Source organism: Streptomyces sp. NPDC020490, assembly GCF_044335305.1.
In the GTDB taxonomy this organism is placed as follows: domain Bacteria; phylum Actinomycetota; class Actinomycetes; order Streptomycetales; family Streptomycetaceae; genus Streptomyces.
Map to the genome: position 1 here is coordinate 22779 of NZ_JBIRUY010000058.1, position 13413 is coordinate 36191.

15 protein-coding genes are annotated in these 13413 nt (G+C 68.2%); 10 read left to right on the top strand and 5 right to left on the bottom strand.

Translation table 11 applies throughout. The annotated features are described in order from the left end of the window. The first annotated feature begins 99 nt into the window (after positions 1 to 99). The 5 genes from ACH4ZX_RS38030 (at position 100) to ACH4ZX_RS38050 (ending at position 4528) form a co-directional block, all read left to right on the top strand. On the top strand, positions 100 to 306 hold the full coding sequence (locus ACH4ZX_RS38030; protein WP_398283120.1) for a hypothetical protein: 207 nt from the start codon (positions 100 to 102) through the stop codon (positions 304 to 306). A 595-nt stretch (positions 307 to 901) separates the two neighbouring features. After that, positions 902 to 1543: a hypothetical protein gene (locus ACH4ZX_RS38035; protein ID WP_398283122.1), complete on the top strand. Its 642-nt coding sequence runs from the start codon at positions 902 to 904 to the stop codon at positions 1541 to 1543. 516 nt (positions 1544 to 2059) lie between these two features. Beyond that, positions 2060 to 3178 carry a DUF6192 family protein gene (locus ACH4ZX_RS38040; protein ID WP_398283123.1) on the top strand — a complete coding sequence of 373 codons (1119 nt, stop codon included), beginning with the start codon at positions 2060 to 2062 and terminating at the stop codon, positions 3176 to 3178. A gap of 2 nt (positions 3179 to 3180) precedes the next feature. Then, positions 3181 to 3609 (top strand): RacP protein, encoded by a 429-nt coding sequence (locus ACH4ZX_RS38045; protein ID WP_398283125.1) that lies wholly within the window; start codon positions 3181 to 3183, stop codon positions 3607 to 3609. Positions 3610 to 3673: 64 nt separating this feature from the next. Then, complete coding sequence (locus tag ACH4ZX_RS38050; protein ID WP_398283127.1) at positions 3674 to 4528, top strand: IS5 family transposase; 855 nt, start codon at positions 3674 to 3676, stop codon at positions 4526 to 4528. A gap of 70 nt (positions 4529 to 4598) precedes the next feature. Here ACH4ZX_RS38050 and ACH4ZX_RS38055 read toward each other — a convergent pair whose 3' ends face one another. Both ACH4ZX_RS38055 and ACH4ZX_RS38060 read right to left on the bottom strand, forming a co-directional pair. Beyond that, a complete protein-coding gene (locus ACH4ZX_RS38055; protein WP_398283129.1) occupies positions 4599 to 5195 on the bottom strand; it encodes a hypothetical protein in 597 nt (198 codons plus the stop codon). Between the two features lie 292 nt (positions 5196 to 5487). After that, positions 5488 to 5667 carry a hypothetical protein gene (locus tag ACH4ZX_RS38060; RefSeq protein WP_398283131.1) on the bottom strand — a complete coding sequence of 60 codons (180 nt, stop codon included), beginning with the start codon at positions 5665 to 5667 and terminating at the stop codon, positions 5488 to 5490. Positions 5668 to 5735: 68 nt separating this feature from the next. On the opposite strand from ACH4ZX_RS38060, the gene ACH4ZX_RS38065 reads away from it, so the two are divergent. After that, entirely contained in the window at positions 5736 to 6041 is a 306-nt protein-coding gene (locus tag ACH4ZX_RS38065) for a hypothetical protein (protein ID WP_398283133.1), read from the top strand. Between the two features lie 674 nt (positions 6042 to 6715). Here ACH4ZX_RS38065 and ACH4ZX_RS38070 read toward each other — a convergent pair. Together ACH4ZX_RS38070 and ACH4ZX_RS38075 are read right to left on the bottom strand one after the other, a co-directional pair. After that, on the bottom strand, positions 6716 to 7459 hold the full coding sequence (locus ACH4ZX_RS38070; RefSeq protein WP_398283134.1) for a hypothetical protein: 744 nt from the start codon (positions 7457 to 7459) through the stop codon (positions 6716 to 6718). Positions 7460 to 7782: 323 nt separating this feature from the next. Then, positions 7783 to 8163, bottom strand: coding sequence for a hypothetical protein (locus ACH4ZX_RS38075; protein ID WP_398283136.1), 381 nt, complete (start codon positions 8161 to 8163; stop codon positions 7783 to 7785). A 330-nt stretch (positions 8164 to 8493) separates the two neighbouring features. Between ACH4ZX_RS38075 and ACH4ZX_RS38080 the strand changes: the two genes are divergently transcribed. Continuing rightward, positions 8494 to 9801, top strand: a complete 1308-nt coding sequence (locus tag ACH4ZX_RS38080) for a pentapeptide repeat-containing protein (protein WP_398283138.1) — start codon at positions 8494 to 8496, stop codon at positions 9799 to 9801. A 537-nt stretch (positions 9802 to 10338) separates the two neighbouring features. Here the strand turns inward: ACH4ZX_RS38080 and ACH4ZX_RS38085 are convergent. Then, the gene (locus ACH4ZX_RS38085; protein WP_398283140.1) at positions 10339 to 10590 is read right to left on the bottom strand and encodes a hypothetical protein; all 252 of its coding nucleotides are present in this window, start codon (positions 10588 to 10590) and stop codon (positions 10339 to 10341) included. Between the two features lie 374 nt (positions 10591 to 10964). Between ACH4ZX_RS38085 and ACH4ZX_RS38090 the strand changes: the two genes are divergently transcribed. The 3 genes from ACH4ZX_RS38090 (at position 10965) to ACH4ZX_RS38100 (ending at position 13206) form a co-directional block, all read left to right on the top strand. Continuing rightward, positions 10965 to 11423, top strand: a complete 459-nt coding sequence (locus ACH4ZX_RS38090) for a hypothetical protein (protein ID WP_398283142.1) — start codon at positions 10965 to 10967, stop codon at positions 11421 to 11423. Positions 11424 to 11625: 202 nt separating this feature from the next. Further along, positions 11626 to 11868 (top strand): hypothetical protein, encoded by a 243-nt coding sequence (locus ACH4ZX_RS38095; protein ID WP_398283144.1) that lies wholly within the window; start codon positions 11626 to 11628, stop codon positions 11866 to 11868. Positions 11869 to 12240: 372 nt separating this feature from the next. After that, the gene (locus ACH4ZX_RS38100; RefSeq protein WP_398283146.1) at positions 12241 to 13206 is read left to right on the top strand and encodes a recombinase family protein; all 966 of its coding nucleotides are present in this window, start codon (positions 12241 to 12243) and stop codon (positions 13204 to 13206) included. Positions 13207 to 13413 lie beyond the last annotated feature (207 nt).

The window sequence follows — 13413 nt, forward strand, 5'->3', positions numbered from 1 at the left end:
GAGGACGCCCGCAATACGGCCACGGACGGTGACGAGGCGGGCGGCATCTTCGCCTGCCAGCCCGGTCGTCAGGAGAACTACGCGGCGGCGCTGCTGTCGGTGCAGCGGGTGAGGGCGTACGGCACCATGGCGCAGATCCACATCAGCCAGGCTGCGGCCCACCTCGCCACCGGGGAGGTGGCGGGCGCACTCGCCCTTCCCCCGGACCACCGGCTGGCCCCGGTCACCCGGCACCTGAACGAGCTGTCGGCAGGGATCAGCCGGCCGCACGCCACCGATACCTTCGTGAAGCGGCCGGTGTGGTAGGTGCTGGCGAAGATGCCCTGATTGCTCATCGCCTGCGGCACCCCCAATCAGGTCGGCCTGGGCGGCGCGGATGGTGTGCGCGGCCTGGGGGCCGGAGCCAAGGGTGCGGCGGGCTGTCACACGGTCATCGTATGGGCGGAGTCACGGCTGGCCGTGTTCGATCCAGGCCATCTACTCCTGGCGGACGTACGGGCGGCTGCCGTCGGCGCTGTGCCACTTGTCCGCGAACGTGGGTGCTTCCCCGCGCTGGTGCCGTGGGCGTCGTCCCACTTGGGGACTATTGCTCACCAAAGGAGCTGGAGGCGTTCTGCGACGCGGGCAGGCACAAGGTCCCTCGTCGGCTCCGGCGCCGTGGACGGGCGGATCGTCGTCGGCGGAGATCAGTGTGCCGGTCTGACCTTCGAGCCGCATGGCCGTCCGGTTCAACGACCTTTCCCACGCCGCTGATGGCGCATGGCCGCCGCCACGACGCGCCGCAAGATCGCTGTTCAGGGGGCAGGTTAAGGAATTCCGCGTCCGCGCTGCATATAGCTGGCAACAGGTCTTACAACCAGCTTCGGCCCACGGGCCATGCGCGAGACAATCAAGGAAGAGCGTGCACGAAAACTCAATGAGGGACGCCGGGAGCCGTGCCCGGGGTGGAGCCCGCCAGAAGATCGAGGAACTGCCGGAGGACGTCCAGTACGACGTGGACCGCGTCGCTGACGTCGTCGCGGCCGGCGCGCGCGGTCCCCTGTGGGAGCAGCTCGCGTCCGAGCTGTACGGCTACGCCTTCAGGCCGCTGCTGAGGGCCATGCGTCACACGGAGACGCTCGCCGCACTGACGGCGAACTCCAGGACGCCGCTGGTGATGAACGACGAGGAGCGCTCCACCCTCTACCGCAGCGCCCCGGACCGCGAGGAACTCGCCATCCGGACGATGGCGGCCGCGATGAAGGACTTCCCGAAGCTGTTGCGGGAGGGCGGGTACGACCCGGCGCGCTACCCGGGCCGGGACGGGAAGTCGGCCCGCCTCACCTCCTTCTTCTACGGCCGGTGCGGCCTGGTGTTTCCCCGGGTGTTCGACCAGTGGCGAACCGAACGCACTGACCGTTTCCTGCTCCGCGCGGTGAGCATGGGAGACGGCATACTCGCCCGCGCCCTGGGGCAGGCGGGGCCCGATCCCGTGCCCGAGGGCGTCACTCAGCTCTGCGACACCCTCACAGAAATGATCAACGGTCTGAGTGCCTGTGTCTGAACCTCGGATTTGGGTAGCTTTGGGCTCTAGGCTGAGTGGATGTCCGATGGCGTCGAGGAAGTCGCTGAGCGGTTCTGTGAGAGCTGCGGGAGGCGGCTGTCGTCGGAGGCACCTGCTTGGACGAGGTTCTGCTCGTCGGCTTGTCGTGGCAGGAAGTGGCGGCAGGACCAGCGGTTTCGGAAGCGTGTGGCCGCAGAGTTGAGTGGAGTTGGCCTGGCCAAGTGCCCGGAGTGCGGGGCGAGGTGGGTCGCCGGGGTGGACCGCCGTTCGAACGCGGTCTACTGCTCGCGGCGGTGCGTGACAAGGGCTTGGCGGTCCCGGAAGTAATCGTTCGCTGAACGGTCACGGTGACCGCAACGCGAACGCATCTGGAACCCAACTTCGTTCACCTAAGGGGCAATTACGGTCGTTCGTTGTGATCTTAGGATTTCCGGTCCGACTCTCGGTTGCAGATGCGGACCGGGTCTTGCCGCGGTCGAGGGCCGCGCCCTGGTCCGCGGGTGGGTGGTGAAGGCCATGCCCGAAGAGATCACGACGGCCGACAAGGTCGGCAGCGTCAGCCCGGCCCGCTATGCGGAGATCGTGGCTGAACTGCGGAATCTGGTACAGACCGCCAGCCGCATCCAGTTCACGATCGGTGACTACGCCCTCGAGGTCGAGCCGATGCGCGAGTCCGGCGGTCAGGAACGAAGCGATGGGCTGTTCACGGTCAAGGACTCGCTGTTCCGTCTCGCCGAGGACATCGGCGTCTCCTACAAGTCGCTGAGCGACAACCGCTGGGTCGCATCCAGGTGGCCGCAGGACCGCCGGGTCTCCGGGGTGTCGTTCACGGTCCACCGCATCTTCGCCGGGATCGCGGACGAGGACGAGCGGTTCGAGACCATCCTCACCCCGCCCGAGGGCAGGACCCGGTGGACCCCGGACGAGGCCAACCGGCGGGCCGGCCGCCAGGTCGTCAAGCCCATCACCCCGCAGGAGAAGGTCTCCGCGATCCACACCCTGGCCAAGGACGAGGCGGTCGCCGCCACCGTCACCGGCGACCTGCTGCGCAGGCCGACCGTGGTTGCCCAGGTCAAGCAGGAGGACAAGGTCCGGGCCGTCGAGGAACTCACCCGGGACGAGGACGTCGCGGCGACGGTGACCGGGGACCTCCTGCGGCGCCCGGCAGTCGTCGCCCAGGTCAAGCAGGCCGACCGGGTCCGGGTGGTCGAGGAGCTGACCCGGGACGACCACGTCGCGGCGGAGGTGACCACCGGCCTGCTGCGCAGGCCGGATGTCGCCTTCAAGGCGATGTCGGACGACACCGCCCGCCACCAGGTCAACCACGCCCAGGTCGAGCGGGGCCGGCAGGCCCGCGACCAGTTCGAGGACACCAGCCCCGTCGCGCCGGCGGTGAAGAACATCGACCGGTCGGTGGAGTTCCTGGACCTGGTCACCGCCTGCCACGCCTTCGTCGCCGCAGCCGGCCGGGTCGTCCCCGGCATGCGGGACCGGCAGCTCGGCGACGACGAACGCATCATCGTGCACGAGAACGTCGCCCGGGTCCGCGCGACCCTGGACTGGATCGAGACCGCAGTCGACACCGGGCGGGTCGACGTCGACGGCGAGCTGGCCCGGCTCCTGCAAGGCGAGTAACCGTGCCACGCGCTTCCCAGCGCAGGTCGCCGGCCGCCCAGCGACACGCAGACACCGTCCGCTTCGTGCTGTTCGAGGCACGGCCGGCCGGCCTGACCTTCCCCCAACTGGTCAGATCCAGCGAGCTGTCGCCCCACCAGACCCGCGCAGGGCTCGCCTGCCTGCGGGACATCATCACCGAACGCCGCTGGCCGCCGCTGATCTGGACCCTGAAGGACGGCTACCAGTTCAGCGCCGACCCCGACCAGCTCCAGGCATACGAGGTCGCGGTCATCCGCGGCAAGCTCACCGAGATCCGCCGCTTCATCACCGGAACCGTCGCCCCGCACGCCGCCCTGCAGCCCAAGGGCCGGTGGATCAAGCACCTGAACACCCAGCTCAACTCGGTCGAGTCCACGCTCGACGTGATCGCCGACTTCACCGATGCATGAACCGTCCGGACTGCCGCCTGCCTGGGGGCGCGGCAATCCGGGCCTCTGGCCGAGGGAGGAATCGTTGCCGCGGCCACGCTGCTACCCCTCCGACACCTGGGACGACGAGTGGGCCCTGATCGAGCCCCTGCTGCCTGTCCCGGCCTGCGACACCCCGACCGGTGGCCGCCCGGAGAAGCACCCCCGCCGGGAGATCGTGGACGCAATCCGGTACGTCGTGGACACCGGCTGCAAGTGGCGTGCCCTGCCCAAGGACTTCCCGCCCTGGCGCACCTGTTACGGGTTCATGGCCCGCTGGGCCGCCGCCGGCGTCGTCGGGCAGATCCGTGACCAGCTCCGCAAACGCATCCGCCGCGAGATGGGCAAGGCACCCGGCGCGGTGGCCACCGTCATCGACTCCCAGTCGATCAAGGCCGCCGAAACAGTCGGCAAGGACTCCCGCGGCTACGACGCGGGCAAGAAAATCAACGGCCGCAAGCGGCACCTGGTCGTGGACACCAAGGGCCTGCCGCTGTTCGTCATGGTCACCCCAGCCGACATGACCGACCGCAACGCGGCCAAGGAAGTCCTCTTCCGGCTGCGGCTGATGCACCCCGAGATCACCATCGTCTGGGCCGACTCCGCCTACGCCGGACAGCTCGTGACCTGGGCAAAGACCTACCTGAACCTGACGATCAAGACCGTCAGCCGCCCGAAGAATGTCCCCGGCTTCGTCGTCCTGCCCCGCCGCTGGGTCGTTGAACGGTCCCACGCCTGGGTCATGCACGCCCGCCGGCACGCCCGCGACTACGAACGGCTGGTCCAGCACTCGGAATCGCTGATCACCTGGGCCGCCATCACCCTCATGACCAGGCGTATCACCCGTCGGAGTTCTCGCAGAAGCGGACAGCCGGCCTCCCGCGAAGCCCACCGGGACTGATCCTCACGGCGACGCTGACCAGCGTCGCCACCATCACTTCCCGAAGGCCGTCCCTGGCCCACGGCGCCGGTCATCCCTCTTGTTGCGACTGAAGCTGCCGTCGTTCCCGTTGCAGGGCTTCTCGAGCCTGGGAAAGCGCCACCACCTTGGCCTCAAACAGCTCAACTGACGGCGTGCCGTTCACTCCCAGCTCGGCACGTAGCGCCTCCCGGAGCAGATAAACCGCATCGGAGAGAGGTCCCGCAAACCACCGCTTCGCCTGGATAAGCTGCGCGTCCGTACGCGAGAGAATCCCCGCTCCAGTGGCGTCAATTGGGAGGTGCCGCACCAGGTGGTAACCAGCGCCCAGGCACTGGTTAACCTCGCTGGCCACGTTCAGGGCAGTTGCACCAAGGACCATCTGGGCCTGCGCGTATTGGTCGTAGTACGCCTGGCGCGAGGCATCAAGGGGGTCCGCAACAACGGTCTCCCCACGCCTGAGTGCAAGCACCATGTCTCTGCCCGCAGTGCGGTAGGCGCGGGCGGTCGCATTAAGAGCGGCATAGAGTTCACGCTTGGCCTGGACTGCTCGGTCCTCCCGGTCCTGCAGCCGTTCGAGCGCCGTACGCCGATTCTGTTCGGCGACCTCGGCTCGGCGAGCGCGTTGAGCGAGCACTGTCGCCCCCATAGTGCCGCCGACTCCGGCAAGTGCCACGACGAGCGTAGTCCAATCCGATCCCGACAGCACCCGTGTCCCCTGCCCCTCCCCAACCCACTTTGAGCGCCAGATCGCAGGCTATCGCGACCAGCGACAGAGGTAGGAAGCTTTGGCGGACACGCGACAGCGTCGCCAACGCGGCGGCGACCGATTTCAGGCCACAGCGGCTCGCCCGCGTCGACGCTTCCTCCTCACCACACCGATCCGACTCGCCGACAGCCTCTGAACCCTTCTGTTCGATTCTCGGCCTTGCCTGCACTGCTCAGAGGCTTGAAAACAGGTACTGAAGCCCCGCGACCGCGCCGTATGGCTGCTGACCGTCGACCATCTGAGCCAGGACGAGATCGCCGACCTGCTGGCCATCAAGCCCGGCGACGTCGAGAACGCCCGCTACCTCTTCCGGAAGAAGGTCCGCACCCAGCGCATCAGCGGCAAGCTGCACGTCCCGCCCGAGATCGAGGCCGAGTGGCGCCGCGCGAAGGGCAAGCGCAAGAAGAAGGCGGGGGCGCGATGAGCCTGCAGAACCAGCTCCCCGCCGCGTCGACCACCGCGCGCCGCGTCGCTGGAGGAGTGCTCGGCGCGGGCGCGGCCGTCACCGCCCTGACGCTGGCGGGTGCCCCTTGGGGAGTCGTAGCTGTGGCGGTGGCCGTCGCCATCATAGTGCCCGGCCTGATCATGCTGCTCCAGGTCCTGATGCCGCAGGAATCCGAGCACAAACGGGACGTCATCCTTGCGTGGATGCGGCACCGCGAGCGCCGGGCCCGCGGTCGCCAGGTGCCGGCGCAGCGCCGTGGCCGGTCACTGTCGGGGCCGTGACCGGCGCGAGGACGAGGGCTTCGTCCTTCGCGCCCGCTCGCTCCGGTGCCAGGACGCACTGCCAGGGCGGGCGCGCGGGGAGGACGAAACCGTCGCCCCAAGTAGGGGCGCCCGATACGCCGTTCGGGCGCGCCGCTCGTTGTGTCCACGCAACGCGGGCACCGAATAACTCAGAGGGGCGTAACCGGTCCCCCGCGCCGGGTGCCGCAGGTCATGACGCTCCCGCACGCCGCCCACCGCCTGGTTGGAGCAGGCCGACGGTCAGCAGCCACTTCCCGCACGTGCATCGCGCGCATGCGGGAAGTGGAAGGTGAAGCCGGTGCCTATGGCTTTCTCAGGAATCCTTCGCAGTCGAAGAACCGCTCCCCAGGGCGCCGGCGGACTCCCTCGTGGTCATAGAACGCATCCCCGGGACGCCGCAGGACACCTTCATGGTCGAAAAACTTCTCTCCAGGACGCCGGTGGACGCCTTCTGTGTCGTAGAACCGGTCACCAGGACGACAGAGGTTTCCGTCGTGGTCGTAGAAGCTCTCGGTAGTTGAATACACGCAACCCCTTAGGTCCGGGCCAGCAATCGCGCGTCCACTGTAGGAAAACCGGTCCGATGAAGGCGGGGGCGGAAACGGTCGAGGGCGGCCTCGCCTGCCGGGGCCACCCTCGTTTGCTGTCCGGAGTCAGCGCTGGTTCTCGTCGCGCGCCTGGGCGGCCTCTGTGCGGAGCTGCGCTGCAAGAGCGCGAGCCTCTTCGGCCTGTTGGGCGGCTTCGGGGCGGCCGTCTTCGACGGCGATGCGGTCGAGCAGTGCGGCCTTGCGCTCCGTCAGGCGTGCGCGGGCCTCTGGGTCCGGCGGGGTGCGCAGGTCGCCGTAGAGGTGCTTGAACGCGTCGAGGACCTGAACCATCTCCTCTGTCGTGCTCAGGGCGGGCAAGCGGCCAGTGACCGGGTGTTCCGTCTCCCGGTGTGCCGGGATGTGCTCGCGCACCCACGCGTCGAGACCCTGTCCTGCAGTGGTGGGCGCGTACGCAGCCTCGTGGAGGCGTAGGCCGCGTACGGGAGTGCCGGGTGGGGCGGGGTGGTGCGGCTCCTGGAGGGCGAGCTGCCACTCCGCGACGGCGTCCTTGTACTTCTCGTGCGCGGACTGCTTCTTCATGTCGAGCTGCTCACCAATGGCCTCCCAGCTTGTGTGCTTCTGGCGCTCGTAGACCACGGCGCGGACCAGCACCTCCTGGGCCTGGCGCACCAGGTCGAGCGCGTCGCCAACGACTTCGCCGGGCCGGGCCCACATGTCGTTCGTCGTGGGGACGCCGGCGGCGGCACGGTCGGCGAGTTCGCGAAGCTCGGCAGAGAGGGCGAGGCGGGCCAGGGCGGTACGGCTGTAGGCGTAACGCTCGCTGTCGGGATCGTACTCAGCATCCGTCATGTTCGTCAGGCTAGCCCTGACATAAAGAATCCGTCAGGCATTGCCTGACTGAAGCTGGTCACCTTCGCAGGCTCGATCCGTTCGCCTCGGGAGGCGGAAATGGTCCGCTGCTACGGAAGAGGAAGCAGCCACCCCCGCCGGGCCACCAGCCGGTGGTGGAGGTGGTGGAGGAAAGTCGGCAGCAATCGGCTGCTTCGCCCAGGTCAGGCCGGAGGTCGGTCTACCGCGCGGGCCGTGCCGCCGCCGGAAGTGAAGGGTGAAGGTGGACGTCGAACTGCGGGCCCCCTCCGGGCGGGTGGAGCTGAGTGCCGGCCCCGGTTGGTTCAGTCCCCGTCGCTTCGGATGATGCCGCCTGGCACGTGCGGGTCGAATCGGCCGATGCGCATGGCCTCGATGCACTGCAGGACACGGGCGAAGGACGTCAGACCGTACGTGATGTATCGCGTAGGCGAGTCCCCGAGGACGCTTTCATGTTCGATGGGAACGCCGCCCATGATTGCCAGGTACGTGTCACGCACCTCGTGCTCGGGATGAGCCCCGATCCATGCCATCTCGGCGTCCGACGCGAACTCCTTGGCCGCGGTGCAGGTGTACCGATCCCAGTCCTTGACGGGCTTGGTCGGGTCGAGCGCGGCGATCATGCGTACCTGCTCGATGCAGCGCTCGTAGATGCGGGACAGCTCGGCGTTCAGATCTTGGCTCATCAGGTTTCTCCCTCTCCCGCGCTGGACCGTCCGGCGACTGATGAACCCTGCCCGAGGCCGCAGTTGAACAATCGCGTCGCCTCAAGGGCCAGGTCACTTCGTGGGCCGCTCCCGGCGGACGGTATGGCCGCGCCAGTCTCCGAGGGCCTCCATGGCCTCCTTCGGCCAGAACTGCTCGCCGCAATCACAGAACCAGACTCTCCCACCCCCGCCTGGCCAGACGTACTCGTCAGACCAGGGCTTGTGTTTGGTGCGCCAGGCGTGCCACGCGCTCATGCTCTCCAAGGCGCATCGCAACCGGCAGCGGGGTCTGGAGTGTCCTCAGGGGATATGAGTGCACGTTTGCCCCGCCGCCGGACCCAGCAGCGCGGCTTGCGGCTGTGGCCGGTCGGCCCGGTCCTCGCCCTGACCTTCACCGTGGCGGTCCTAGTGGCGGCCGGGGTGTTCTACACCGGGTGGGAGCTGCTCGGAGTCCGTGGGCTCAAGCCCGAACATCGCATCGACTCCAAGACGCTCTTCGACCTGGTGAAGCTGTCTTTCGGGGTAGTCGCCGGCGCCGGTGCTCTGGTCGCCCTGGTGGTGGCCTACCGGCGCCAGCGCGTCGACGAGGACGGCGCCCTGCGGGAAGCCACCCGCCTGCACACCGAACGCTTTACGACCGCCGTCGGCCAGCTCGGTGAGGAATCCGCCGCGGTCCGCCTCGGCGCGGTGCACGCTCTGGCTGGCCTCGCCGACGACGCCCCCGACGACAGCCTGCGGCAGACCTGCGTGGACGTGCTGTGCGCCTACCTCCAGCTCCCCTTCACCCCCGACCCCGGCGACGACCCCGCCCATCAGGAGGAACACCACCAATACCTGGCCTTTCGCAAGGTCCGGCACACGATCCTGCGTCTCATCGGCGACCATTACCGGCGCCCTCAGGGAACCCACCGCTCCTGGCAGGGCTGCGACCTCGACCTCACTGGCGTCACCATCGACGGCGACATGGATTTCGAGGGCGCGAGGTTCTCCGGCGGCAGGGTGTCCTTCACCGACGTGACGTTCGCTGGCGGCAGGGTGTCGTTCGACCGCGCGGTGTTCTCCGGCGGCACGGTGTCGTTCGGTCACGCGGTGTTCTCCGGCGGCAGGGTGTCGTTCCGCGGCGCGGTGTTCTCCGGCGGCACGGTGTCGTTCCGCGGCGCGGTGTTCTCCGGCAGTACGGTGTCGTTTTACGGCGCAGTGTTCTCCGGCGACGCGGTGTTGTTCGACCGCGCCACGTTCTCCTACGGTGATGTGTCGTTCGGCGACGCGGGGTTCTCCGGCGGCAGGGTGTCCTTCAACGACGCGACGTTCGCTGGCGGCGCGGTGTCGTTCCTCGGCGCAACGTTCTCCCGCGGCATGGCGTCGTTCCGCCGCGCGACGTTCTCCAGCGGCGTGGTGTTCTTCGACCGTGTGACGTTCGCTGGCGGCACGGTGTCGTTCGTCAGCGCGACGTTCTCCAGCGACGCGGTGTCCTTTCGTAGCGTGAGGTTCTTCGGCGACGGCGAGGTGTCCTTCACCGACGCGAGGGGTCGAGCTCCCTCTGGGCTGCTCGATGCCGTCGGTACGGCATCTGGGCCAGTCGTCCTTCCCTCCACTTGGCTGCCCCTGAATCCATAGGAAGAGGGGGCCGCGGAAACGGTCTCCTGCCGGGGCCGCCACCTCCAAGCCTGGTCGGGAGACTCGCCGGTTGACGAGCCGCTGCGACCCTGGAGGAGCGGGGGTTAGCCCCGCAACCCCGCCCGGCCGTCTTCGGTGTGAGCTGCATCATGTCTCTGGATGGGGTGCTGACCTCGAACCGGAGGCACCGTCCAATCCGGACAGGGGCGAAAACGGTCCCGCCCCCGCTCGCTCTCCGCTCAGAATCGGGCAGATCGGGCACACGCCACACGGGTCACCGGCGATCAGGGCGCCGACCTGCGGAAACCGCTGCGTGCCCCTGTGAGCCCGTTCGGTGCCCCCGGATGTCCAATCCACACGCAGACGCCGGAGAACACGCCGGAGGCGGCATCCTGTGAGGCCGGTTCTCGATCTTCGGCACGGAATCGCGCCGGGCCTGCCGTTCCACGGCCGCGACCCCTTGACCGGCGGGTGGTCAAGGGGGGTGCCGCCACGCATTCGCCGGTCGGCCCGGCATGCTGGCACGCCGCGCCCGCCTCAGCGCAGGACGTTGGCCCAGTGGCCTAGGACCGAGGGAAGCTCCTCGGCATCCACCCACGCCCGGAACAACTGCTCTCCCCGCTCCTCTGGAGTGCCGGTGTACACGCCGACGATCGCGCGGTCATGCATGAGCGCGCCTTCTCTGCACCCGTAGTTCTCCATCCACACGCTGACGTACCCCTGGCGGTACGTCAGCGGTCCGACCTCATACATCTCGGCTTTAGCTTCGGGGTCTCCGTTTACGTCCATGCATCGGGACCCTATGGCCGCCCCGCTCGCTTCGGGGGGAGATTGGTGATCCGCTCAACCCGGATCCACCGGCTTGATTTCGGAGTGATCTTTGAGTGAGGCGTCATCCCGCGATCATTGCGGACACCAGCACCCGCCGGACATCACGCAAATGTGGCCTGAATTCCTACCAACCATCCAACGCCGAGGGATGTCTCCCAGTCCGTACGGCTCCGAGGGGGAGCCTAGGTCCGAAGGAGAACGCATACGGACTGGCCAGTTAGCACACGGGCGGAGCCGTCTGTGTTTCGCACGCAGCGAGGGGGAAGACCCCCGCGAAATATCCGGTTAGGAACGGCAGCTCACATCAGGTTCTGCGGCGAGAGGTGAATGAAATGAACGTTCGTAAGGCGGTTGAGAGCACGGTGGTCGCGTTGGCTATCACGCTCAGCGCATCACTGCTTGCGGCTGCTCCGGCGTCAGCTAGCGTCTGCACTACGCCCGGTTGTGGCGGAGAAGTCAGTAACAACAGCAGCACCAACTACAGCATCCGGATAGCTAACTGCTGGAGGGACGAGTATGGAACCTGGGAAAATGGGGATAAATTGAGCTGCGTCTCCCACCCCAATAACTGGGGGTACTACTACGGCGACGCGGAACTCCCGAGGGGCGATGAGTCGATCAAGCATTACTATTACTACGACACCGATGCGATTCGGTTCTACCGGGGGTGTACCACCCGGTACCACTTCTGGGGTGGCAACATCCTGACAGAGGACCGCCACGGCAAGGACAGTCTCTGGAGGAAGATTAGCCGCTACGATCACGTATACATCAACAGCATTGTCTGCTGAGCTGATGAGGCACGCGTAGGACCAACGACTCCCTAGCCACCCGCCCCGCAAGGAGCACCGCCGGGTGGTGGAGGAGACCCGGTGGCCTCTTCGCCCGGGCCGGGCCGGAGCTGGGTCCACCGCGCGGGCGCCGGCAGCGCCGGGGAGTGAAGAACAGGAAGAGTGGAACAGCCGGGCAACGGCTCGTGGGACGCTGCCCGGCATGTCAAAGAACACGATCACGCTGGAACGCGGCATCTACATCTACGAGTCCCTGGAGATCCCCCGGGAGAAGGTCTCGTCCCGGTTCCTTGCTGCCTACGACGGCGGCGGCCTGACGAACGTCATCGAAGACCTGGCGAAGGAGATGGGCACGACGCCAGAGGCGATCGACGCCCTTCCGGGATGGACTGAGACAAGCCGGTCGGACGAGAGCGACGACTACGAGATCCACCACACCGACTGACCTGGACCAGCAAACGGCTTGGTGGCTTCGGCATTCACGCGGTCCTTCCGATCGAGGTCACCGAGCCATCACTTCGTGGGCCGCTCCCGGCGGACGGTATGCCCGCGCCAGTCTCCAAGGGCCTCCATGGCCTCCTTCGGCCAGAACTACTCGCCGCAATCACAGAACCAGACCGTCCCACCCCCGGGGGCGGAATCGGTCGTCTGCGCCCCCTCTTGCTGTGACTGGATGATCCAATCGGCTTCCGCGGAAAACCCGTGATCAATCCAATGCGGCGTGCGGCCTCTTTGCGCCTCCCTTTTTCGCCCCCCTAGAGTGCTCGGAACGGCCGCTGCGCCCTGCAGCCCGCTCGCTCTCGGAGGAGGCTCGACCGTGGACCGGCTCTACATGCGGCATTCGACGGACAAGCAGACGAATCTGCGGCAGAAGCACCACCTGGAGCCCTACCTCGCCAGCGGGGCACCGGCCTACGAGGACCCGGCCACCTCCAGCCGCCTCCATCCGCTGAAGCGGCCCGGCTTTCAGCGTCTGCTCGACGAGGCGGCCGTCGGCGACGTCGTGCGCCTGGCGGACGCCGCCCGCCTCTTCCGCTCGGTTCAGGACGTGCTCGACGTCCGCGACATCCTCCGGCGACGCGGGCTGCATCTGCGCATCGCGTCCGGCGCCTGGTCGGGAATGGACCTCACCTCCGAGGACCCGATGACGAAGCTGTTCGTCACGATGCTCGCCGGAGTGCTCGAATTCCAGCGGGACATGATCAGCGAAAACACGAAGGACGGGGTCGCGGCTGCGCGGACCGCGGGCAAGGTCCTGGGCCGACCAGCCCGCCTCAGTACCGAACAGGCCGCCGCCGTCGTCACCGCCTACCAGAACGACGGCGCCGCGGTGAAGGCCCTCGCCCGGGAGTACGGCGTCGACCCCAAAGTGATCCGACGCGTGCTGGACTCCGCCAACGCTCGCCGTCACGTGCCTGATGAGCACATTGCGCAGCTTCTGCGTGAGCCGGTCGACGGCGAGGACCGGACGCAGGGGGTCTCCGTGGCCGCAGACCCCACGGTGACCATCGACATGCCCGGGCTGCTCGCCGAGCACCTGCAGGACGCGGCCGTCGCCGCCGTACGAGACGCCGTGCGCGACGGCCGCACCATCCGCCGGGGCAAGGGCTACTCGCTGCGGGTCATCGCGCCGCTCAGCGTCCACCAGGCGGCACTGGAGGCGTGCGCCGTCCTCGCCGCCGACGGGGCGGCCCCGGCCGGCCGCAAGGCCTACCGGGTGTATGCCGACCGTGTTGAGAAGTTCCTGACGGCAGAGCAGCCGTTCAAGGGGCCAGTTCATTGACCCGCCCCAGGGAGGACACGCAACCGTGGCGTCGTACCTGATCGTCCTTCGGGCATGACGTCGCCTACCGCCCCGGGGGGGGGGGGCGGCGGGGCCCCCCCCCCCCCGGGGGGGGCCCGGGGGGGGGGGGGGGGGGGGGCGGGGCGGCCCCCCCCCCCCCGCGCCCCCCCCCCCCCCCCCGCCCCGCCGCCCCCCCCCCCGCCGCGC

Bases quoted from the DNA above. Each gene is read 5' to 3' on its own strand.
- ACH4ZX_RS38065 (WP_398283133.1), top strand. From the start codon at position 5,736: ATGAGCCTGCAGAACCAGCTCCCCGCCGCGTCGACCACCGCGCGCCGC.
- ACH4ZX_RS38090 (WP_398283142.1), top strand. From the start codon at position 10,965: ATGAACGTTCGTAAGGCGGTTGAGAGCACGGTGGTCGCGTTGGCTATC.
- ACH4ZX_RS38075 (WP_398283136.1), bottom strand. From the start codon at position 8,163: ATGAGCCAAGATCTGAACGCCGAGCTGTCCCGCATCTACGAGCGCTGC.
- ACH4ZX_RS38070 (WP_398283134.1), bottom strand. From the start codon at position 7,459: ATGACGGATGCTGAGTACGATCCCGACAGCGAGCGTTACGCCTACAGC.
- ACH4ZX_RS38055 (WP_398283129.1), bottom strand. From the start codon at position 5,195: ATGGGGGCGACAGTGCTCGCTCAACGCGCTCGCCGAGCCGAGGTCGCC.
- ACH4ZX_RS38080 (WP_398283138.1), top strand. From the start codon at position 8,494: ATGAGTGCACGTTTGCCCCGCCGCCGGACCCAGCAGCGCGGCTTGCGG.
- ACH4ZX_RS38095 (WP_398283144.1), top strand. From the start codon at position 11,626: ATGTCAAAGAACACGATCACGCTGGAACGCGGCATCTACATCTACGAG.
- ACH4ZX_RS38040 (WP_398283123.1), top strand. From the start codon at position 2,060: ATGCCCGAAGAGATCACGACGGCCGACAAGGTCGGCAGCGTCAGCCCG.
- ACH4ZX_RS38085 (WP_398283140.1), bottom strand. From the start codon at position 10,590: ATGGACGTAAACGGAGACCCCGAAGCTAAAGCCGAGATGTATGAGGTC.